We start from the raw sequence: 21,097 nt of genomic DNA, 5'->3' as shown, positions 1-21,097 counted from the left end.
AGACCCCTATAGCAGGAAGCGTCAGTCTCATCGGTCGGCAAATGACCAGCTCGCTGTAGTCGTCAAGGTCGAGTACCAGGCCTTCTTGCAGTGAGACCCGTTGAACGGTGCACTGCTCGATCCATTGTGTGTGCATAACCGCTCCCTTCGACACACCAGCGGGCACCACACTTATGATACTTATAGTATCGCAGCGATACGGTCAGTATTGCTATAGGTTGGCCGCAGACGGCCACACAGCAAGAACGCGCTGCATAGCTGCATCGATGCGATCGCGCGCCCCCTCCGCCGTCACCCGTCCGCCAACGAAAGCCATCAGGTTGGCCAGCCAGATATCAGCGATGACCCCGGCGACCTGCCGCTCGTAAGTTCCTGGCGCGCCGCCACCAAGCGCACGCGCCAGCATGCTTTCGATGACGTCGGCGGCGTGTTGCGCCACCAAGGCTTCGTCGGTGCCAGCAATAACGAACGCCCTAACCACGGCCTCGGTGAGTTTCAGGTTGTGCTGCCACTCGTCGTGAAGCCGCGTAGTCAACGATTCCAATCGCTGAATCGGGGACCCGGCACACGCGCTCCAGTCACATTCCTGATCTACCCGCACGAACTCACGGGCGAGCAGCGTCACCAGCAGGTGGGTCTTCGACGCGAAATCGCGGTACAGCGCCCCGACAGTGACGCCGGCTTGCTTGGCGACCGCTTTGAAGTGCACTGCCTTGAAGCCGCCCAGCGTCGCGACCGCTTGGGCAGCATCGAGAATTGCAACGCTGCTCCCAGTGCGCGTCTCAGGATCTAACGCCGCGAGCAACGGAACGGCCTCGACGTCAGCGGGCACTACACACCTTTCTTCGGGGACAGACCTTGCAAACAAAGAGGTTGCGACAAGGCATTCGCCAAAACCCCTTCAGGAAGACGATGTGTTATGCAGGTGGCACGCGGCCCCCACAAGCGCAACGCCGACAGCCGGGATTGCGCTAAAGACGGCAAGCACGAGCGCACCGGTGACACAGGCAAGGGGGCGTCGAAGATGCGCCATCCAAACCGTCCGAAACGCGAGCCCGATTGGCATACGCTAGCGCCGCAGCCGCCAGCGAATGTTCGTAAGCCGACCGCCATTCCCCGCGCATCCGCGGCGCCCGCCATTGCCCCCGACATTGCGACACCAGCAAGCGATCCCCCAGTACGGTCAGTTTCGCTACGCTACTGTTCGTACCATAACTCTGCGAGTTGGAATGTCAGATCGACGAAGGTGACGGCATGCCCTCAGCAAACACCGGCTCGTTAAGGGCCCGACGCCGCGCCGAGTTGCTCTCCCAGATCCAGGACACCGCACATCAGCTTTTCGCCGAACGCGGGTTTGCTGCCGTGACGACCGAGGACATTGCCGCCGCTGCCGGAATCTCCATCAGTACCTACTTCCGTTACGCACCCACCAAGGAAGATCTGCTTGTCGCACCCCTCCGGCAAGCGGTCGCCGAGGTCGTGGCGGCCTACAGCGCCCGGCCGTCCGACGAATCAGCAGCCGAGGCTTTGCTTCACCTGTTCGTCGAAAACACACGAGACAGAACAAATCAGAAGCTCGAGTACTGGCAACAAGCCATCCTGACCGCCCCCCACCTACTGAGCGAATCGGCATGGATCAGCGAGAACGACGACCGGGGTTCGTCGAACGGGTCGCTGCCCGCACCGGTGTCAATGCGACCGACGTCCGTCCCTCGCTGCTGGTCCACACTGGTTTGGCTACCACACAATTCATACTTCGGCGCTGGCTGACCATGGACACCAAAACGAGTCTACCGCTCCACGTTCAGCTGGAGCAAGCCTTGACAATCACTCTGGCCGGGTTCGACTAAGGGCAGAATCTCCCAAACAGACTGTGCGATTTCGGGCCGAGCGAAATCGAGAGTTGTTTCGTGGCCAGGGATCTCCGCGTTTGTCGCGACGCTGCTTGCGCGGCAACCTGAGAACCATTGCAGCGGAGGCACCGACGACTACCTTGATTCGCATGATGAACACATCGCCGAATCTTCACAGCATCCACTTGTCCTGGTTCAGATAACTTGTAGACGTTCAGATAAGTCAGAAGCCGCGGAATTGTTGCATCGGCGGCTCATCAGCTAGGGCGTGTCTCCAATATGGGGTTGGGTTTTGACGGGATGCTGTCGGGGTGACGACGGTTTCGCGGTTTCGGTTGTTCAATGACACTCAGTGGGGACTGATTTCGGGGTTGCTGCCCTCGAACGAGGGGCCGGCGGGGGCATCCCTTCGGCGATGACCGCCGGGTCGTGGAAGGCATCATCTACCGGTACCGGACCGGTGTTCCGTGGCGGGATCTGCCGCGGTCGGAGTTCGGGCCGTGGCAGACGGTGTGGAAACGCCATCGCCGTTACGCCGCAGACGGCACCTGGGACCGGGTACTGGTGAACCTGTTGGCGATGGCTGATGCCGACGGCCAACTCGACTGGACGGTGTCGGTGGACGCCACGATCAACCGGGCTCATCAGCACGCGACGAACACGACCCGATCAGGACACAGGGGGCTGGGTCGAATTACACGAATCCGCCGCTGGCCGAGTATGAACCCGCAGGTCATGGCATCGGACGGTCTCGGGGCGGGTTGACCACCAAGATCCACACCGCCGTCGACGGCAACGGCCGTCCGCTGGCCGTCGTGGTTACCGGCGGGCAACGCAACGATCAGGCGATGCTGGCCAGCGTGCTTGATGAGATCGTCGTGCCCCGCCTCACCGGGGGCCGCGCGCGCTCACGACCGGAGACGCTCATCGCTGACCGGGCCTACTCCAGCGGTGCAGCCCGACGGATGCTGCGTGGCCGCAAGATCACCGCGGTCATCCCGCAGAAGCGCGACGAGATTGCGGCACGGCAGCGACGCGGACAAGCCGGTGGCCGACCACCCGGGTTCGATGAAACCCGCTACAAGCAACGCAATCTCGTCGAACGATCATTCGCGCTGCTCAAACAATGGCGCGCGCTTGCCACCCGCTATGACAAACTCGCCATCGTTTACCGCGCCGCAGTCGTCCTCAGCGCGTGCATCACCTGGACCCGCCATATGGGAGACACGTCCTAGTGTCGTGAGTCATTAATGCGTTGGCAGTAATTGCCGACTGATGCGAGGATTTGGTCGGCGGTCTTGGTCCAGACGTAGGGTCGGGGGTTGTCGTTCCAGGTGTCGATCCAGGCGCGGATCTCGTTGTTGAGCTGACGTACCGAGGTGTGGGTGCCTCGGCGCAGTTTCTTGGTGGTCAGTTCGGCGAACCAGCGCTCGACCAGGTTGAGCCACGAGGAACTGATCGGGGTGAAATGCACGACGAATCGGGGATGGGCGGTCAGCCATCATTTGACTGCCGGTGTCTTGTGGGTCGAGGCGTTGTCCAACACGACGTGGCAATCCAGGTCTTCGGGAACCTCGGCGTCGATCTTTTTCAGGAATGCAAGAAACTCGGTGGCGCGGTGGCGGGCGTGCGGTGACCCAATCACCTTGCCCGTCATGACATCCAGCGCGGCATACAGGCTTGAGGTGCCGGGGCGCACATAGTCGTGGCTGGCGCGCGCCGGGGTGCCGGGAAGCATTGGAAACACTGGTGCGGTGCGGTTGAGCGCCTGGATCTGGGTCTTCGTGCGCCACGAGGCGCTGCACTACCGGATGGAGGTGAGAGGACTCCGTCTCTGGTCTGTCGCAGCAGGCTGGGGAAGCTGAGGGCAGCCCGACCCGGGAGACGCCGGGGAGGGTGGGAGCAGCCCTGACAACGGCGGGGCGGGTCGGTACTGCCAGACGACCCGGGCCTGTCTAGCGAGACGGGAAGGTGTACGTGAGGAACCAACGTGTAAAGCCTCTCAAGAGGTGCGCCGGCTGTGCCCCGGCAGGATTCGAACCTGCGACACCGGCTTAGAAGTTCCTTGTCGAGAAGCATTGCCGGCCCTTTCGGGTGGTCTACGACACCCGGAATCGCGAATCCGTTGGTCGCGGGTTCGAGTCTCGCCCGCCCCACGTCACAGCCTATTTTTCAACATCAGTTTACTCGAATCGACGTTTGTTCGACGTTCATGCGGATCGTCGGCACCCTCTTAGCCGCCGCGTAGCCCCACATACACAGCGCCCCAACAGGTCCCGGCCCGCAGGCTCTGCCGGGTGGCTTTGCACTGCCCACTCACCCGGGTGATTTTCCGGTCAGGCATCGAGGGCGTTTTCGCAGGCAGTTTCCATGAGTCAAGCCGGTCTCTACCGCTATGGTGTCTTTCCCGCTACAATCAGTACCCGAAACCAGATGTTCGGGGAAGGGCAACCTGTCATGGTTGAGGTTGCACGGGAAACGGAGCAGCAGCTGTTGCGAATACTTCGAACGTGGAGCCTCGGTATCCGAAGACGCGGCGGATACGTTTCCCGTTTGGCGAGGAAAATAAGCATTTCCTTGGACGACGACACAGCGTTTAGCTACCTGTGGCGAACCTATCGGGGCCCTTCCGCTAGGGGACCGGGGAGGAGTTATCCATTCGAATCGGTGTGCCGGTTCGACGATGAGATCACCGAACGTGGCGCTCGACGCGTACGTGCGGGGGCTCGACCCGATGCTCGGGCTCGACGAGCCCATCCCCGAACAGCTGACGATAGCAGTGCGCCGACCCGTCGACGTGCTGCTAGCCCGGCAATGCAGCCCGATGATTAAGGAGGTTACATGGCAGCAGCAACGCATTACCACTCGCTTGGGGCTGGTGGGCTGAACTGGGAAAGCCTGCCGCTCAGGCTGTTCGCTGGCGGCATCGCCAAACTCTGGGACCCCGCCAACATCGACTTCTCCTGCGACTGCGCCGATTGGGAGGCGCTTTCCGACCGGGAACGCGTCTACGTCACGCGGTTGTGCGCGGGCTTCATTGCCGGGGAGGAAGCAGTCACCCAGGACATCCAGCCATTCATGGCCGCAATGCGGGCCGAAGGTCGGCTCGGCGACGAGATGTACTTGACGCAGTTCGCGTTCGAGGAAGCCAAACACACCCAGGCGTTCCGCTTGTGGCTCGATGCCCTCGGGGTGCGCGACGACTTACATAGTCTTCTCGATCAAACTCCGACATACCGGCAGTTATTCGACGAGGAGCTTCACCAATCGCTCAACACGCTCTATGTGGATCCGTCGCCGGCTGCCCAGGTTAGGGCGTCGGTGACGTACAACCACATCATCGAGGGCATGCTGGCGCTGACCGGCTACTACGCCTGGCACAAGATTTGCGTGGAGCGCGGCATTCTTCCCGGCATGCAGCAGGTGATCCGGCACATCGGCGACGACGAGCGACGCCACATGGCGTGGGGCACTTTCACCTGCCGGCGCCACGTCGCTGCCGACGACACCAACTGGACGGTGTTCGAAACGCGCATGAACGAGCTCATCCCGCTGGGGCAGCGCCTGATCGACGAGGGGTCTGCACTGTATGGCGACGACATACCCTTCGACCTGTCAATCGGCGAGATGAGGGCCTATGCCATCGATAAGGGGATGCGCCGGTTTGGCACGATCAGCAGCGCCCGCGGGCGACCGCCCGAGGAAATCGACCTCGACTACTCGCCACTGCAGCTGGAGGACACCTTCGCCGACGAGGACGCGAGGGTGCTGGCTGGTTCGGCCTGAGTTCGACCAGATCGACGCCAGTGCGCAAAAACGCGGAACTCTTTTGCGCTGGAGTCGATTCGGCACCGAGGTTCACCGCTACTGCACCCTTGTTTGCCGTCGCCGGTGCCACGCTCTCGGTGCGCCTCAAAGATCGATGGCGCAACGCGCCAGCGGCGGCGGGGCCAATCATTGACCACACGGCAGGAGACCCCACACGATGCGTCGACCACTTGAGGACGGCTACTTCACGATGCCCAACGGCGATGAGCAGCCGCGGTTGATCGGTTCCTATAGCCCGGCCGCCGACAAGTACTTCTTCCCCCGCCGCCGCCGCTGTCCGTTGACGGGCGGCCCGGTCGAGGATGTCCTGCTGTCACCAACTGGCGACCTGTACGCCTGGACCTACGTCGAGTCGGCGTGGATGGGCAAGTCCCGGTTCGGCTCCACAGGCGACGGGCACGGTGTCGGCCAAGTTGACCTACCGGAGGGCGTGCGCGTGCAGTCCATGCTGCGTGGCGAGATGGGCGATTGGGAGATCGGCATGCCCATGCAGCTTGAGGTCTACCCCCTCAAGACCGATGCCGATGGCACTGAGCTGTACTCGTTCCGCTTTTGCCCCGCTGGACGGGCATCTCGGTGATGGCCCGCGACGTCTATGTGATCGGCGTGGGGATAGTCCCGTTCGGCCAGCCGGACGCCAACGCGGCCGACTTGGGCTTCGGGGCCGGTGTCAACGCACTCGGTGACGCTGGCATCGGCTTCGATGAAGTCGGCTACCTCTACAACGGCTACATCGGCGCCGGTCTGCTCACGGGTGTCACCCTTGCGAAGGATCTCGGGCTTACCGGCATCCCGATCACCCACGTCGAGAACGCGTCGGCCACCGGATCGTGCGCCTTCCATGAGGCGGTCCAGGTGGTGGCGGGGGGGAGCGTCGATATCGCGATGGCGCTAGGGTTTGACGACCTCAATCGCGCCACTCGAGCTATCGGGGGCAGCAAGCCCGGCATTGGCCAGGTGATCCTCCCGGCGGCGTTTTTCGCCATGTGGGCGACACGTCGCATGCACGAAGTGGGCACGACGGTCGAGACCTTCGCCGCCATCGCGGCAAAGAATTGGAACCATGCGCGGCTGAATCCCTACGCGCAACGTCGGGCCGACCATGAGGTCACCGTCGAAGAGATCCTCGCCTCGCGCATGATTTCCTACCCGCACACTTCGAAGATGGCCTGCGCCGCTGGCTCTGGGGCTGCGGCCGCGATCGTCGCGAGCCGCGAGGCGGCAGAGCGCGTGGCCGGTTCACGCCCGCTGGTGAAGGTGGTCGCCAGCCAGCAGCAGTCCGAGCAGTTCGTTGACGGCCACATTTTCATGGGTGCGGTCGTCGGTCCGGGCGAGCTCACCGCGGCCACGGCAAAGGCCGCCTACGACGAGGCCGGTGTCGGGCCGGCCGACCTCGACCTCGCCCACGTGCACGACGCATTCCCCATCGAGGAACTCATGTATTACGAGCTGCTCGGGGTGTGCGCGGCCGGGGAGGGGGACAAGCTCGTCTCCGAGGGCGCGACCAGCCTGGGTGGTCGTATCCCGTTCTCGACCGACGGCGGGCTGATCGGGCGCGGTCATCCCGGTGGGCCGACCGGCCTGGCCCAGATCTGGGATGTGACACGGCAGCTGCGGGGCGAGGCGGGCCCGCTGCAGGTCGAAGGCGCTCGAACCGGGCTTGCTCACATGATGGGCGCAGGCTCGGTCTGTGTCATCCACATCCTGCAGGCCGGGCGGTGACGTCATTCAACACATCCGATAAGAGAGAAATCGCCCTGCGTGGCGACAGCATGGAAGGGAAATCGCGTGGCTGAGCTTAGCTTCGACGGGAGTGTCGCCATCGTGACCGGGGCGGGAAACGGTCTCGGCAAGGAGCATGCGATGCTGCTTGCATCACGCGGCGCGCGCGTGGTGGTGAACGATCTCGGCGGCAGCGTCGCCGGCGTCGGCGCGGACCTGACCGCGGCGGAGGCCGTCGCTCAGGAGATCGAAGCCGCCGGCGGTATCGCGGTCGCCGATGGTCACAGCGTGGCGACCCGAGAAGGTGGGGCGGCCATCGTGCAGGCGGCTCTCGACGCCTTCGGGCGGGTCGACATCGTCGTCAACAACGCGGGCATCCTGCGCGACAAGTCCTTCCACAATCTCACGCCGGAGCTACTCGATCCGGTGATCGATGTCCATCTCTACGGCACCATCTGGGTGACCCAGCCGGCGTTCCTCAGGATGCGCGAGCAGGGCTACGGCCGGATCGTCAACACCTCCTCCGCCGCCGGGATTTTCGGCAACTTCGGTCAGACCAACTACGGGGCCGCGAAGATGGGGGTCATCGGCTTCACACGGGTGCTCGCCCAGGAAGGCGCGAAGTACAACATCAAGGTGAACGCGATCGCGCCGATGGCGCGGACCCGGATGACCGAGGAACTCCTCGGGCCGATCGCCAAGAAGCTGGACCCGGCACTGGTCGCCCCGGTCGTCGCGTATCTCTGCCATGAATCCTGCGATCTCACGTCGAGGATCTTCTCCGTTGGGGGCGGGCGAGTGGCCGAGATCTTCATCAGTGTGACGAAGGGCTTCTCATCGCCGACGCTCGATATCGAAGCGGTCCAGGACAACCTTGAGGCGATCTGCGACCGAGAGGGATACCAGACTCCGACGCAGGCCAACGACGAGATCGGCCTCGTGCTTCAAGCGCTCGGCTGAACACGTACGTACGTTGAGGAGGACCATGCCATGGCCGTGATCGACCTGCTGCGCCAAGCGGTAGAGGACCGACCCGACAAGACCGCCGTCATCGCCGAGGACGGCGCGGCCACTTTCCGCGAGCTCGACGCTGCCAGCAGCCGGGTCGCCCAGCAATTGCACGCCGCTGGGGTGAGCCGCGGTCACAAGGTGGCGATGCTGCTCGCCAACGACCAAGCGATGCATTTCAATGCAGTGTATTTCGGCATCCACAAACTTGGTGCCGTGCCGGTGCCGCTCAATACCCGGTGGGCAGCGCCGGAAAAGCTGTTCGTGCTTCAGCACAGCGACGCCGTGGCGGTGATCACCGGTCTCGCCCACCGGGAGGTTCTGGTTGCGCTTGCCGAAGGCGAATCTGTCGAGATCGGCGGCCGTCCCGGTAGCTTCCAACTTGAGCACTTCTTCGTGACCGGCAGCGAGGCGCTGGATGGATTCACCCCCCTGGGCGACGTGGTGTGCGCGGGCTCTGCGGACGTGCCGCTCCTCGAGCCTTCCCTGAGCGCCGACGACCCGGCGGATCTGCTCTATACGTCCGGCACCACCGGGATGCCCAGGGGCGTGCTGGTGCCCGAGGGCAACCTCGCCGACGAGCCCGGCCAGGCGAGCCTCGGGCAGCTTCTCGGCGCGATGTTCGGCGAGAGCCTGCTTCATGCGGTGCCCTTGTTCGGTTTCACGGGCTGCCATGGCCTGATGCTGCTAAGCATTCGTGCCGGGGTCACGCAGATCGTGTTGCCGCGTTTTGATCCCGAGCAGTTGCTCGCGGCGATCGAGCGCTACCGCGCCACGTCGATCATGGGTGTGCCTACAATGCTGAATTTGGCCATGAAGCACCCCACGGTGGGTGATCACGACTACAGCTCGCTGCAGCTCGTGTTTTTCGGGGCGGCGCCGATCCAGCCCGACACCGTGCGCAAAATGCGGCAGGTGTGGCCCGGAGCGAAGATGCTGAACGCTTACAGCCTCACCGAGGCCGGTGCCGGCGCGGCCTGCATCCTCGGTCCCGACCCAGATGACATCCTTGCCCGGCCGGGCTCGGTTGGCAGGCCCGTAGGATGCGAGGTTGTCGTCGTTGATGACGACGATAACCCACTCCCCCCAGGCAAGGTCGGCGAGATCTGCTTTAAGTCGAAGATAACTCGGCGCAGCTACTACAAGGGGGAGCAGCCCACCGCGGAACTTTGGAGCGGTGGACTGTTGCACACCGGCGACGTGGGTTATGTCGCTGACGATGGCTACGTCTATCTGACCGAGCGCAAAAAAGACATGATCCTGCGCGGCGGCTACAACATCTTCGCCATCGAGGTCGAGCGCGTGCTGCTCGAGATGCCCGAGGTGCTCGAGGCCGCAGTCATCGCGGTGCCGCATTCGGACCTCGGTGAGGATCTCCTAGCGGTGATCGCGCCCAAGCCCGGGTTCAGCGGCGGCGAAGGCGAACTCACCGCGGAGCGGATCAACCAGTTCTGCCGCCAGCACCTCGCCGACTACAAATGCCCGCGCCACATGGTCGTAGTGGACGAGCTACCGAAGAACGCCATGGCCAAGGTCATGAAAAACGAACTCCGACAGCGCTTCCGAGATCACCTGTTCGATCAAGGGGCCGAAAACCAATGAATGCTCCTTGAATATCGGCTTGACAGCGCGACGGCGGCCATTCCGAGCAGTGTCCGGCGCATAGCCACAGAAGAACCGTAAAGCGAGCGGATGGGGACGGCGGAAGATGCCAAGGCCGGTGAGACAGTGCTTACGCGGAATTGATGAGCGCTTCGGTGTGTGGATTGGTCGATCCAGGCGACGGTAAGGCCGTCCCTATTTCTTTTCGCGACAACAACTGTTTGAAGAGAAGATGAGGTGCCATGTCATGGATTTCATGCTCAGTCCAGAACAGGACGATTTCCGCCAGACTATACAGCAGTTCGTTACCGAACTGTCACCGCTGGCCAAGGTTCGCCAGGCGGTAACAACTGCGCCGGGATATGACATCGACCTTTGGTCTCGCATGAGTCGGGAACTGGGGCTGCCGAGTCTGCTCGTACCGGAGGAGTACGGCGGTGCGGCAGCAACGATGATCGAGGCTGCTGTCGCCATCGAGGAGCTTGGACGCGGCATCGTGCCGTGCCCGCTGTTCGCGACCGTCGCGCTCGGTGTCGCGCCGATCTTGATCGCGGCAAGCCAGGAGCAGAAGAGAGAACTGCTTCCAGAGATAGCCGCGGGCGCTCGTACAGTCACGACTGCTATCAATGAACCGGGTTGCGTTGACGGCTTCGGTGCTGTAGCCATGCGAGCGGCGACAAATGGCGACGCCGTCACGCTGTCCGGGACCAAGATTCATGTGATCGACGGCCATAGTGCGGACACCCTGCTGGTGCTCGCTCTGCCGCCCGGTGACTCCGCTGAGCCGGCATTGTACCTCGTTGACGGTAACGCCGTCGGCCTAACCCGTACACGCGTCGAGACCCTGGACATCACCCGACCGCTGGCCACCCTGACGTTCGACGCCGTCTCTGCGGTTCCCTTGGCTGGCGCGCACGGCGTCGCGCCCATACGCCGTGCGTTAGATGTCGCGAAGACGTTACTCGCAGCGGAGATGGTTGGTGGCACCGAGGGCGCTATGACCATGTCCGTCGAATACGCCAAGGTGCGTCACCAATTCAATCGGCCCATCGGCTCCTTCCAGGCGATCAAGCACCGATGCGCCGAGATGGCAATCGAACTGGACAGTGCTCGTGCAGTCACTCTCTACGCGGCTCATCTGGCAGCGGAGGAGAGCGCTGACCTCGCCAAGGCGGCCCCCATTGCCGTGGCAACCGCCGCGGCCGGATTTGACTTCACCGCATCGTGGAATGTGCAGATTCACGGCGGGATCGGGTTCACCTGGGAGCACGACGCACACCTCTACTACCGGCGGGCGAAAGCCGACCGGGTACTGCTGGGCTCAGTACGCGAGCAATGGCTCGAGGTCGCTGACCGCATCGGGCTCTAAACACCGCCGCATACTTCGTCGGCACGAACAGAGAAAGATGACATGTGGATGGGAACCCCCTCAGCTCAGACGCTCGTTGATATAGGCGTTAGAGGAATTTTTCAGGAGCTCGAGGAGGTCCCGATGACGATGGTAGGCGGTTTCGACGTGCGGCGACAGCAGATCACATTCGATTACGTCGATTATGACGGTTTGTTGCGCTGGGGTCAGATCGGTCCGGCGACCCGGAAAGCGTTGCGGAACTGGCTGGCTGAGCACTGCAGCGATGGGGACGGCCAGTTCGCGCTGGAGGGCTGCCCGGGGTGGCGGTATGTGTGCGAGGAGCTGGCCGCTGCTGGGATCTGCGCGCACCTGGGGGATGCGGCCGAGATTGCCGTCTTGCCGGAGCCCAAGAAGCGCGCCAAGACCGACCGCGCCGATACTCAGTTGCTGCGTACGCTGTTGTTCGAGGACCGGTTCCCCGAGTCGTGGATCCTACCCGCACACATGCTGGAGATCCGCACGCTGGGCCGGTTGTACTACACGTTGATGGACGAGCGGCGGGCCTGGCAGCAGCGCACCCATGTCCAGCTGTTCCATCACGGCTGTCCACCGATTCGGGCGCTGTTATCCGGCGCAGGCCGCGCGGCGCTGGACAGCGTCGACTTGTCGGCGGCGGGCCGGCGGTGCGTTGACACTGCGCTACGGCGCATCGATCAGCTAAGCACCGAGATCGACCCGCTGCCAAGCCAATTAGTCAACTTCGCCCGACGCCAAGCCGGGTGTCAGGCAATGCAGCGCCATTACGGCATCGGTTGGTTGTGCGCGGCGATCATCTGGTCCGAGGTCGGTGATGTCCGCCGATTCAGCAGTTCCCATCGGCTGGTGCGGTTTGCTGGGCTGGATGTCACCGTGTACTCCTCTGATACCAAACGCTCACCAGGGCACCTGTCGCGAGAGGGCTCACCCGAGCTGCGCTGGGCGGCGTTTGAGGCAGCCGAGTGCGCGAGCCGGCGCCGTTCCCTTGATTACGGTTACTACCACAAGCTGGCGGCCAAGCGCGACGGCCACAACGGCAAGAATCCCACCCTGGCGGTGGAACGCAAAATTCTGCGCCGGTGCTATCACCCGCTGCGTGCGTTCGAAGATGGCGCCCTGGCGCTGCCAGTCCCCGAACGCCAGGAGGTGGCCTCTTAAATGATGCGTTGCGCGCCTGCCATGCCCATTAATCACCTGATGCTAATCACCTGATGCCTGCGGCCAGCGCCCGTGTGGTTCCTGTCGCCACTCCGCTGTTGGGTGGACTTCCCGGAAAGATTGAGCGGCCGCGCCTTCGTTGCCCGCACGTCGGGCACCCCATCGATCATCAAGTTGCCGGATATCGTCCGTGGACTCAGATAAGGCTGGGCGCCGGCACACGCGACGCGCGTCTTTCGCCCCACATTTATGCACCGGAGGGCAGCAGATGACTTGAACCACACCGTCTTTTCCTGTTCCCCGGCGGCCAAGTATGCGGCGGATCCTCGTCGGTCTCAAGGTCGTTCGTCCTCGCTACGCTGCGGGCGCTCCGCCTTGACCCCGACCGCGGTCCACCGCCTTCAAGCGGTCGAAAACGAAGCAAAACACGCAAAAAATAACCCAATGGATCCACCTTTACGCGGGTCCTCAACACAGATAAGGGACGACGATTCGATATGGACCTGTCTTATCCCCCGTCAGCTGAGGCGTTCAGGTCACGAGTGCGCGACTTCATCACCGCGAATGTCCCTGCCGACTTCGCTGGAATCGGGGCGTTGGATCAAACCCGGCGGAGGGAGTTCATCCGAGAGTGGCGGAAGACGCTCGCGGACAACGGCCTACTCGCCGTGTTGTGGCCAAAGCGATATGGCGGAGCGGGACTGACCCCACTCCACCAAGTCGTGCTGGCCGAGGAGTTTGCTCGCGCCGGGGTACCCGCCGGAACTGAGAACGACATGTTCGGGATTCAGCTGCTTGGCAACACGCTTGTCGTCTGCGGCACCGAGGACCAGAAGAATTGGTTCTTGCCGCGAATTCTGTCCGGTGATGATCGGTGGTGCCAGGGGTTTTCCGAACCCGACGCGGGATCGGATCTGGCCAGCCTGCGGACGAGAGCGGTTCTTGATGGCGACGAATGGGTCATCAACGGGTCCAAGATCTGGACTTCAGTGGGACACCTCGCCAACTGGATCTTCGCACTGTGCCGCACCGACATGGATGCTCCCAAGCACCGGGGGATCTCATTTCTGCTCGTGCCGATGGATCAGCCCGGCGTGGAGGTTCGACCCATCAAGAATATCGTGGGCCAGTCGATGTTCAACGAGGTGTTCTTCACCGACGCCCGAACCGCTGCAGACAACGTTGTCGGGGATGTGAACGCAGGATGGTCGGTGGCCATGACGCTGCTGGGTTTCGAGCGTGGAACAAGTGTCACCACCGACGCGATTCGCTTCCAAGCTGAGATCGACCGGCTCTTCGAGCTGGCGAAAGAACGAGGTAAGACTAACGACCCGCATATCCGTGAGCAGCTCGCTTGGTGCTATGGTCGCGTCGAGATTATGCGGTGTCGTGGGTATCAGGCGTTGACGCGCTTCTTACACGGTGAGTATCCAGGTCCCGAGGCCGCGATGACCAAGATCCTCTGGAGCGAGTTCTTCCAACGCGAGACCGAACTGGCGATGGAGATCCTCGAGACGGACGTGTTGACGCTGTCGGGCACGGGAACGAACGGCGCCTTGGCGACTGCGGATGTCGGAACACCGAATTGCTCGCTCGCATGGGTTGAGTCGGCATTGGCGGCGCGGGCCGCCACGATTTATGCGGGCAGTTCCCAGGTTCAGCGCAATATCATCGGCGAGAAACTGCTCGGCCTGCCCAAGGAACCACGCCTAGGACCCTGCTGATGTAGTGCCCTGCTGGGGTCGAGTTTCGGGTGTAGTTGGTGAGCCAGAGGAGCTTTCGCGCTGGGCAATGCGGGATGCCGGGCAACGCGGCGGTGCCGGGTGCTGGTGGTGGCCGGGGGGCCGCGGTGACTCACAATGATTCGGCAAGAACTCGGCTCTAACGCCTGCTTGACCTGCTCGATGTTTGCTCACCACACCCGAAATTCCTGCTCCAGCACCGCGAACAGCGAGCAGATCCTGCAGCTCGCCGCCGCCGAGACCCGTGGCCAGGAACGACTCGCCGAGATGAACCGGCAGCTGCTTCGGACAAGCACTCGGCGAGGAAGTTGCTGTACTTGGGGTTGCGCAATATCAAGTGAGGGAGGAGGGTTTTCTGGGACCGGGAACCTACAACTGGACTGTGGCGCTCAACACACTTTCCAAACTTTTCCCAGGGACGTATCCCGTTGTGTTAGAGCGAGATTCGTCGTCAAGTCACTTCAGACTTACACAGAACTTTTGACAGGCTCTCGCAACCAGCGAGACCAGATCATCGGCGTGATCGAAGAAGTTCTGTAGCTCGGACTTGGTGAAAACGCCGGCTTCGTCGGCGGCTGCTCGTTGTCCTGGACATGCGCTCCGGTGTTCCATTCGAAAAGCACTTGAGCGGGATGGGTACCGAAATGCCGTTCGCACACCCGATCCCAGCCATAGTCGGGCTTGCCGACATAGAAACAAACAGCCGCAACGCGTTCTGATAACCACGGATCGTCGACTGCTTGCGGCCCTTTTACCGAGCGCAGATCGCTGAAGAACTCTTCAGCCATCGCCGGCGTCCACGTCCACGGAAACTCATTTGTGTACGCCAAGAACCGCTCCACCAGCCGGATCCGAATGTCGGCGGTCTCGTGTGCCAGGTTGCGACACAGTTGCTGGTTACGCCAATCCCTCCAGCATCTCCTGCGCCGTCTGGCCCACCGGACGCAGCAGCGGAACAGAACCCATGTCCGTGGCCATGAAAAAGTCCCCAGTGGTGGCCGGTAGGAAGTCCCCGCTGGTGGCCATCTAAAAGTCCCCATTCCTTTGCGGGCTCGTCGTGTCGTGTCGGGGAGCTGTGGGCCTGGGCGGTGACGGTGATAGCGCCAACTGTCACCTGAAGCACCCGCCCAGGGAGCTCTATTGAAGTCTGCAAGGGAGCGTATGAACATCATTTCGGCGTATCGCCAGGTCGGGACGTATCGGGGGGCCGCTGATCTGTGCGGCACCACGCATAAGACCGTCAAGCGTGTGGTGGAACGGGCCGAGGCCGGTGGCCCACCGTCACGCAGTCCGAGGCCGCGCAATTTCGATTCGGTGATCGAGCTGGTCGCGGCGCGGGTCGCTGCCTCGGGTGGCCGGATGTCGGCAAAGCGATTGTTGCCGGTCGCCCGCGCCGCCGGGTATGGAGGGTCGGAGCGCGATTTCCGCCGCCTGGTGGCTGAGCAGAAAGTGTTGTGGCGCAAAGGGAATACGCATGTGCGTCGCCCGGCGGTGTGGTCACCGGGCGAGTATCTGGTGACTGATTGGGCCCAGGCCACGCCAGGGTTGTTCGTGTTTTGCGCGATTCTGGCTTATTCGCGGTGGCGGTTCGTGCGGTTCGCTGCCGACCAGAAGGCCTCGACCACGATGGCCATGATCGCCCAGACGCTGGCGGTGATCGGTGGGGTGCCGGCCAAGATCTTGGCTGACCGGATGGGCTGCCTCAAAGGCGGTGTGGTGGCCGGGGTGATGATCCCGACCCTGGACTATGTGCGCTTCGCCTCGCATTACGGATTTGGCGCGGACTTCTGTCATGCGGGTGATCCGCGGTCGAAAGGGATCGTGGAAAACCTCTGCGGCTACGCGCAATCCGATCTGGCGGTGCCGCTGTTGACCGAGGCCGCGATCACCGGCCAACCCGTGGATCTGCGGGCCGCCAACACCGCCGCCGAGCAATGGTGCGCTGAGGTCGGGAGTCGGTCATCGGGTGCTCCTGCGGTGGCGGGTGAGGTCGAGAGTCAGCGGGACTGGTCCAGCGCTGGGTTGATGACACTCGGTTGTCACACCGTGGGCTGCGGAGTCGGGCGCATTGTTGAGGGCGGCCAGGAGCCGAGTTATAGCGTGGTGTTCGGCGCGGCGCCGGATCAGCCAGACGTTGTCCTCGGGCATGGGATGGCCGTGTCGTTGCTCGAATTCTGTTGTGGCCCGGTCGATCAGGCCGGTGGTTTCACGGAGTTGACGTTGCAGCACGTCTCGGTGGGTGTGGTCGGTGACGAAAACTGAGCAGGTCAGGCAGGCGTTGCCTTTGTCGCAGGATTGCAGCGGTGGCAGCATGCACCATCCGTTGGGCAGGAACCGGTCTGCGCGGCGGAACAGGTGCAGGCTGTCGTGGTCGTCGCTGGAGAGTTGGATGCGGGTGCCGTCGGATCGGAGCTTGGCGGTGGCCAGGAACGCCTGCTCGGCGTGTTCGTCGCGGGCGGCGATGTAGTGCATGGTCATCGTCGGGGTGGCGTGTCCGGCATAGCGCTGCAGGACATGGATTGGCAGGCCGAGTTCGGCCAGCCGGGTCAGCCGGGTGTGGCGGAAGCGGTGGGTGTGGCTCAACCGCACGACGTGGCCCTTGGCGTCGGTGATCTGAACGAGGTCGCTGAGGGTGCGTAGCACCCAGTTGTAGGTGCCTGCTGGATAGGGTTTGTCGCCGCCGCGGTTGCCCAGGCGCCGCACGAACAGGAAGCGCCTGCTGCCGCCGGGATGCTGGGTTTGTAGCCAACGATGTTGTTCGGCAATGACTTCGGTGACCTCGTGGTCAACGAGGATGGTGTCTGGTGCGACGTCGATCTTGCTTTGTGCGTAGCGGAACCTGGTCAGCGTTTGGTCGTCGTCATCGCCAGTTGCGGTGGTTCTCGGTGCGGCGGAGAGGCAGTCGAAGTCGCAGGTGCGGATCTCGCTGGCTCGGCGGCCGGTGAGGATCTGAAGCAGGATCATCCGCATTGCTTGCGGGTCGTCGAGCCCGCTGGCGGTGCGGGTTGTGTCATCGCCGCGGGTGATGGTCATCTGCTCGGTGCGGGGCAACCCGATCAAAGGCAGCGCCGCGGTGATCTGTGCGAGCGCATGGTCGTCGATGTAGTTCGCGTCGTTGAATCCGCGTTGATGCGGTATTCGGGTGACTCGACCGAACCAGCTTGCGGCGTGTGCTGCGGTCAGTTGTTGCCAAGGACCGCTACCGAGAATGACGCGAGCTTCGGCGGGGTTGGCGGTGACGAAATCCAGTAAGCCGGCCACGGCTCGCAGGTCGTCGTTGACTCCTCGGATCGGTACCGGTTTTCCGAGGTGGCGGGTGTCGGATTCGCGGGTGACGCGGTTGGCGGCCACGGCGGTCCACCGCGCGAACGCAGCTGCCTGCTCGACCGCTGTCGTGGGGTCAGCCAGGATGTCGGTCGGGTCTGGCAAGCAGGTGGTCAGCCAGTTGTCGAAGCGGCGGAAGCTGCGCATTCGTTCTTGGCTGACCGTGGTCCAGCGCAGCGCCCCGGATTCGAGCATCGTGCCCAGGTGCCATTTGACGGCGGCTCGCAGCCAAGGCAGCTGGATGTGTCCGGGTGAGCAGCCGTAGTTGGCGACCGGTTCACGGTCGGTGAGTGGGATCCGTGGATCGCAGCGCGGGTGCCAGAAGTCCAGGTGCCACCACGGGCCGTCGTGGCAGGCGGCGATCAGTGCGTGTCGGGCAAAGCCGAACAGGCCGTGAACTCGTGCTCGGCCCCTGGGTGAGGGCAGTCGTTTACCTCGGCTGGCATAGAACCAGCTCTGCAATGCCGCGGCGGCGTTGTAATCCATCTCCCGGATCGACGGGGCGAAAGCACGGCCTTCGGCGACGGCCCGCCGAATGATGTTGGCCAACTGCGCCATCGCCAGCACCGATACGCGGGTGCCATCACCGGCCTGCCAGTGCGCCATCCACGCCAGCTCCGCGGCGAAGGGGGCGGGTAATCCGCTCAGATCAAGGTGGGGCCAATCATTCTCGGTAAGCGATGCCCAGTTGGCGACGTCAGGTCCCAGCACCGGGCCACGCCACTGCGCCGGCAGCCCGTCCCAGAGCCGCCAGATTGGATCGAGGTGTTCCGCTGCTCGGAGGTGAAGGTGCCCATGCTCGTCGATCATTCGGCCACTCGCCAGCTGCTGGCATAGGTAGCCCAGTTGGCTGCCGCCCGCAGGGCTTCGTCGTCGCGGACCCAGCCGTAGAGGTCAAGAGTGGTCTGCACGTGGGCGTGCCCGAGGCGCCGGGAGACCACCCATTCCGGTGTCCCCGCGAGCAACAGGGCGGTGGCATGGGTGTGGCGAAACCAGTGTGGCGTCCAGCCGGGCGGCCCGGGCCGCGCCGACGCAAGTTGGCTACTTTCTCTCGTACCGTCGTCTCCCGCAGAGCGGCTAGTAGTGGCGGCCGCGCCACAGTCACCAACAGCGGACACGTGTCTGTCAGGCTGATACCGGAATCGGCTGCCCGGCAGGCGATATCGGTCAGATAGTCGGCGAAGAGTCGCTCGAGGTCAGGACCGACATAAACCCGTCGCGGTCGCATCATCTTCACCCGCGCCCCATTGGGGTTATCTGAGCGCGGCACGATCTCCACATAGGCGGTGCCGCCGCAGCCGAGGACGAACTCGCCGATCCGCAGGCCCAGCGCCTCCCCGAGACGCATCCCGGTCTCGGCCAGCAGAGCGAACACGAACCGGTCTCGCAGATTTCCTTGCCACGATCCAGACTCGGCATCAAAGACCGCGCAGCCATCCAGGATCGCCTGGATCTGTTCGGGCAGCAGCAAGGGAGGTCTGTCCGTGCGTCGGTTGCGTCGCACTCGAACTAGCGATGATGCCGCCGGGGCCGAACGCGCATCCAGATGGGCCAGCAAGCCTCGGGCTGGTCGGTGGCGCGGTGTTCCGCGAAATAGCCGGCCCGCGACCGGCACCCCGGATACTGCTTGATGCCAGCGGTAGAACGAGATCAACGCTGCCAGGCGAACTTCCAGTGTCGAAGCGGTCGGCGCTTGGTCCGACTCGGCCAGCCGACGTTCAACTGTGCGGCCATTGCGCTGCCAGGACAGGAACGCCATGAAAGCTGGGACACCCACATCGCGCCACCCGTCGGCTTGCCCGCGTTGCTCCAGGAAGCTCCACCACTGCGCCAACGAAGTCGTATAACCGCGCACCGTGTTCGGCGACCACAGATGTCGATGGGCCTCTATCCACTCCTCGACGGGACCGACCGTTGCGTAGTCCTCATCGAGCACGGTCCAGGTCCGCTGCCCTCCCGCAGGCGACACTGCCACCGGATACGCCATCGTTGCCGTTCCTTCACGTCGAAGAACACCCGCCGATAAACCGGCAACAACGATGACTTGCCAAGCATTAACCCCCTTGTCGCATACATAGATTCGAGCGTGTTGCTACCCGTTGATAACACCTGGAACCGGCAAGTCTCACCTGCTCATCGGCTGCGGGCGTGCCGCCGTGAACGCCGGATTCAAGGTCCGCTACTTCACCGCCGCCGATCTCATCGAAACCCTCTACCGCGGGCTGGCCGATAACACCGTCGGCAAAATCATCGACACCCTGCTGCGCGCCGACCTGCTGATCGTCGACGAGATCGGGTTCGCCCCACTCGACGACACCGGCACCCAACTGCTGTTTCGGCTCGTGGCCGCCGGCTACCAACGACGATCGCTGGCCTTCGCTTCACACTGGCCCTTCGAGAATGGGGACGTTTCCTGCCCGAACACACCACCGCCGCCAGCATCCTCGACCGCCTCCTACACCACGCCACCATCGTGGTGACCTCCGGCGAGTCCTACCGAATGCGCCACGCCGACCACAAGAAGGGAGCCGCCAAACCCAGTTAGCCAATCACCCGCAACGGGGTGGGGACTTTTCCTGGCCACCAGTGGGGACTTCGAGATGGCCATTGACAACCCACGACGCACACGCGGCCGCTCTTGTCGACGGCAAATACGATCTCCAGCCGGTCTCATTCGATATATCATTGAGTCATCCAATGGATCAATTACCGCATTAGTGCAGGGCCGTACAGCACGTAGGAAGCGACTTGTTGTGCCTGTCGCGGCGGCGCCACCCGAAAACAACCACCACAAGCGCCGCCGTGCTTACGTCAAATCATCAGCTCAAGCCAGTTTTCGCGCGAGAAGACCGACACAACCTCCATGCCACGAAGGTGCGGGGATTGATTCATCTGATGAAATACGCGGCAGAATGTTCATGCATAATGGCAATTATTAATATCGTGGCGGACCGAACGTTCGCCGTGCTAATCGGGTTACCGGGTTGTCGACCAGCACCACGATCATCTGATATCCAGGCACAAAGTACATAGGAATAATCGCCGAACGCAGAATTGCAGTGGAGTCCGTCGTATAGTGGCGGTGAATTTGGGAGGAGCCTTTGAGGACAAGCTTCGTCGGCGGCTGGAGTCGACGGCCAGTGCCCGCGCCGCCCCGTCGAGAGGATTATCGCCGATGCAGCTACATGAGGCATTCGCGGCAGAGGACCAGTGGCCTGACCCGATTCGTTTGATCCATGGACCAGTTGACGGGGTCCGGTCACCAGCAAACGGCCGGCGGATCAACTCCTGGCAGGTGTGACGCAACCGGGCAGCGCAGCTTAAGCGGACTCTCGTCCTGGCGCAAACCCCGAACTGTCTACTGCGGCCCAACCGTTTTCGCTCCAGATATTCGGTGCCTCGGGCGTTCGGCGCACAGTTCTGCGGTGATGCGACCGGTCCCGTCTTCCTGCCTTCGTCCGCACATTTCGATC

General features: G+C 63.0%; 15 protein-coding genes and 7 pseudogenes. 15 read left to right on the top strand and 7 right to left on the bottom strand.

Annotated features, from left to right (window positions below; translation table 11 throughout):
* Together AC5Y4T_RS25260 and AC5Y4T_RS25255 are read right to left on the bottom strand one after the other, a co-directional pair.
* The coding region (locus AC5Y4T_RS25260) for a DUF6188 family protein (RefSeq protein ID WP_499956012.1) at window positions 1-136 on the bottom strand (136 nt) is incomplete at its 3' end.
* A 75-nt stretch (window positions 137-211) separates the two neighbouring features.
* A complete protein-coding gene (locus AC5Y4T_RS25255; RefSeq protein WP_256999898.1) occupies window positions 212-832 on the bottom strand; it encodes a TetR/AcrR family transcriptional regulator in 621 nt (206 codons plus the stop codon).
* 422 nt (window positions 833-1,254) lie between these two features.
* Between AC5Y4T_RS25255 and AC5Y4T_RS25250 the strand changes: the two are divergent.
* From AC5Y4T_RS25250 to AC5Y4T_RS25240, 3 genes and pseudogenes are all read left to right on the top strand, one after another.
* Window positions 1,255-1,850 (top strand): annotated as a pseudogene (locus AC5Y4T_RS25250) (TetR family transcriptional regulator).
* A gap of 399 nt (window positions 1,851-2,249) precedes the next feature.
* Window positions 2,250-2,618: pseudogene (locus AC5Y4T_RS25245) on the top strand (transposase); the annotation flags it as partial.
* Entirely contained in the window at window positions 2,522-3,088 is a 567-nt protein-coding gene (locus AC5Y4T_RS25240) for an IS5 family transposase (protein WP_072501488.1), read from the top strand. The pseudogene AC5Y4T_RS25245 and the gene AC5Y4T_RS25240, both read left to right, overlap by 97 nt.
* Here AC5Y4T_RS25240 and AC5Y4T_RS25235 read toward each other — a convergent pair.
* A pseudogene (locus tag AC5Y4T_RS25235) lies at window positions 3,085-3,636 on the bottom strand (IS630 family transposase); the annotation flags it as partial. The gene AC5Y4T_RS25240 and the pseudogene AC5Y4T_RS25235 overlap by 4 nt on opposite strands.
* A 900-nt stretch (window positions 3,637-4,536) precedes the next feature.
* On the opposite strand from AC5Y4T_RS25235, the gene AC5Y4T_RS25230 reads away from it, so the two are divergent.
* The 10 genes and pseudogenes from AC5Y4T_RS25230 to AC5Y4T_RS25185 form a co-directional block, all read left to right on the top strand.
* Window positions 4,537-4,740, top strand: coding sequence for a hypothetical protein (locus AC5Y4T_RS25230; RefSeq protein WP_145929520.1), 204 nt, complete (start codon window positions 4,537-4,539; stop codon window positions 4,738-4,740).
* Window positions 4,695-5,639, top strand: coding sequence for a R2-like ligand-binding oxidase (locus tag AC5Y4T_RS25225; protein ID WP_069953659.1), 945 nt, complete (start codon window positions 4,695-4,697; stop codon window positions 5,637-5,639). Before AC5Y4T_RS25230 ends, AC5Y4T_RS25225 begins: the two co-directional genes overlap by 46 nt.
* 199 nt (window positions 5,640-5,838) lie before the next feature.
* Window positions 5,839-6,261 (top strand): Zn-ribbon domain-containing OB-fold protein, encoded by a 423-nt coding sequence (locus tag AC5Y4T_RS25220; RefSeq protein WP_069953660.1) that lies wholly within the window; start codon window positions 5,839-5,841, stop codon window positions 6,259-6,261.
* Window positions 6,234-7,403 carry a thiolase family protein gene (locus tag AC5Y4T_RS25215; RefSeq protein WP_499956008.1) on the top strand — a complete coding sequence of 390 codons (1,170 nt, stop codon included), beginning with the start codon at window positions 6,234-6,236 and terminating at the stop codon, window positions 7,401-7,403. Before AC5Y4T_RS25220 ends, AC5Y4T_RS25215 begins: the two co-directional genes overlap by 28 nt.
* A gap of 66 nt (window positions 7,404-7,469) precedes the next feature.
* Window positions 7,470-8,363, top strand: coding sequence for an SDR family oxidoreductase (locus AC5Y4T_RS25210; RefSeq protein ID WP_069953661.1), 894 nt, complete (start codon window positions 7,470-7,472; stop codon window positions 8,361-8,363).
* Between the two features lie 30 nt (window positions 8,364-8,393).
* Complete coding sequence (locus AC5Y4T_RS25205) at window positions 8,394-10,013, top strand: class I adenylate-forming enzyme family protein (protein WP_072501193.1); 1,620 nt, start codon at window positions 8,394-8,396, stop codon at window positions 10,011-10,013.
* A gap of 247 nt (window positions 10,014-10,260) precedes the next feature.
* Entirely contained in the window at window positions 10,261-11,382 is a 1,122-nt protein-coding gene (locus AC5Y4T_RS25200) for an acyl-CoA dehydrogenase family protein (RefSeq protein ID WP_050790029.1), read from the top strand.
* 123 nt (window positions 11,383-11,505) lie between these two features.
* Window positions 11,506-12,558, top strand: coding sequence for a transposase (locus tag AC5Y4T_RS25195; RefSeq protein WP_069953664.1), 1,053 nt, complete (start codon window positions 11,506-11,508; stop codon window positions 12,556-12,558).
* 497 nt (window positions 12,559-13,055) lie between these two features.
* Window positions 13,056-14,282 (top strand): acyl-CoA dehydrogenase family protein, encoded by a 1,227-nt coding sequence (locus AC5Y4T_RS25190; protein ID WP_069953665.1) that lies wholly within the window; start codon window positions 13,056-13,058, stop codon window positions 14,280-14,282.
* Window positions 14,283-14,587: 305 nt separating this feature from the next.
* Window positions 14,588-14,737 (top strand): annotated as a pseudogene (locus AC5Y4T_RS25185) (IS256 family transposase); the annotation flags it as partial.
* Window positions 14,738-14,767: 30 nt separating this feature from the next.
* On the opposite strand, the gene AC5Y4T_RS25180 reads toward AC5Y4T_RS25185, so the two are convergent.
* Complete coding sequence (locus AC5Y4T_RS25180; RefSeq protein ID WP_232526915.1) at window positions 14,768-15,088, bottom strand: hypothetical protein; 321 nt, start codon at window positions 15,086-15,088, stop codon at window positions 14,768-14,770.
* Between the two features lie 109 nt (window positions 15,089-15,197).
* Window positions 15,198-15,326 (bottom strand): hypothetical protein, encoded by a 129-nt coding sequence (locus tag AC5Y4T_RS25175; RefSeq protein WP_256999896.1) that lies wholly within the window; start codon window positions 15,324-15,326, stop codon window positions 15,198-15,200.
* Window positions 15,327-15,440: 114 nt separating this feature from the next.
* Between AC5Y4T_RS25175 and AC5Y4T_RS25170 the strand changes: the two are divergent.
* Window positions 15,441-16,256, top strand: a pseudogene (locus AC5Y4T_RS25170) (helix-turn-helix domain-containing protein); the annotation flags it as partial.
* A 3-nt stretch (window positions 16,257-16,259) separates the two neighbouring features.
* Here AC5Y4T_RS25170 and AC5Y4T_RS25165 read toward each other — a convergent pair.
* On the bottom strand, window positions 16,260-18,434 hold the full coding sequence (locus AC5Y4T_RS25165; RefSeq protein WP_069953666.1) for a tyrosine-type recombinase/integrase: 2,175 nt from the start codon (window positions 18,432-18,434) through the stop codon (window positions 16,260-16,262).
* Window positions 18,431-19,611, bottom strand: a pseudogene (locus AC5Y4T_RS25160) (tyrosine-type recombinase/integrase). The gene AC5Y4T_RS25165 and the pseudogene AC5Y4T_RS25160 overlap by 4 nt, the downstream one beginning before the upstream one ends.
* A 121-nt stretch (window positions 19,612-19,732) precedes the next feature.
* Here AC5Y4T_RS25160 and AC5Y4T_RS25155 point away from each other — a divergent pair.
* Window positions 19,733-20,169: pseudogene (locus tag AC5Y4T_RS25155) on the top strand (ATP-binding protein); the annotation flags it as partial.
* Window positions 20,170-21,097: the final 928 nt, after the last annotated feature.

Source organism: Mycobacterium sp. NGS11 (genome assembly GCF_059813315.1).
Note: the sequence above shows the minus strand (reverse complement) of the source record. Positions and strands in the feature narration are given on the sequence as shown.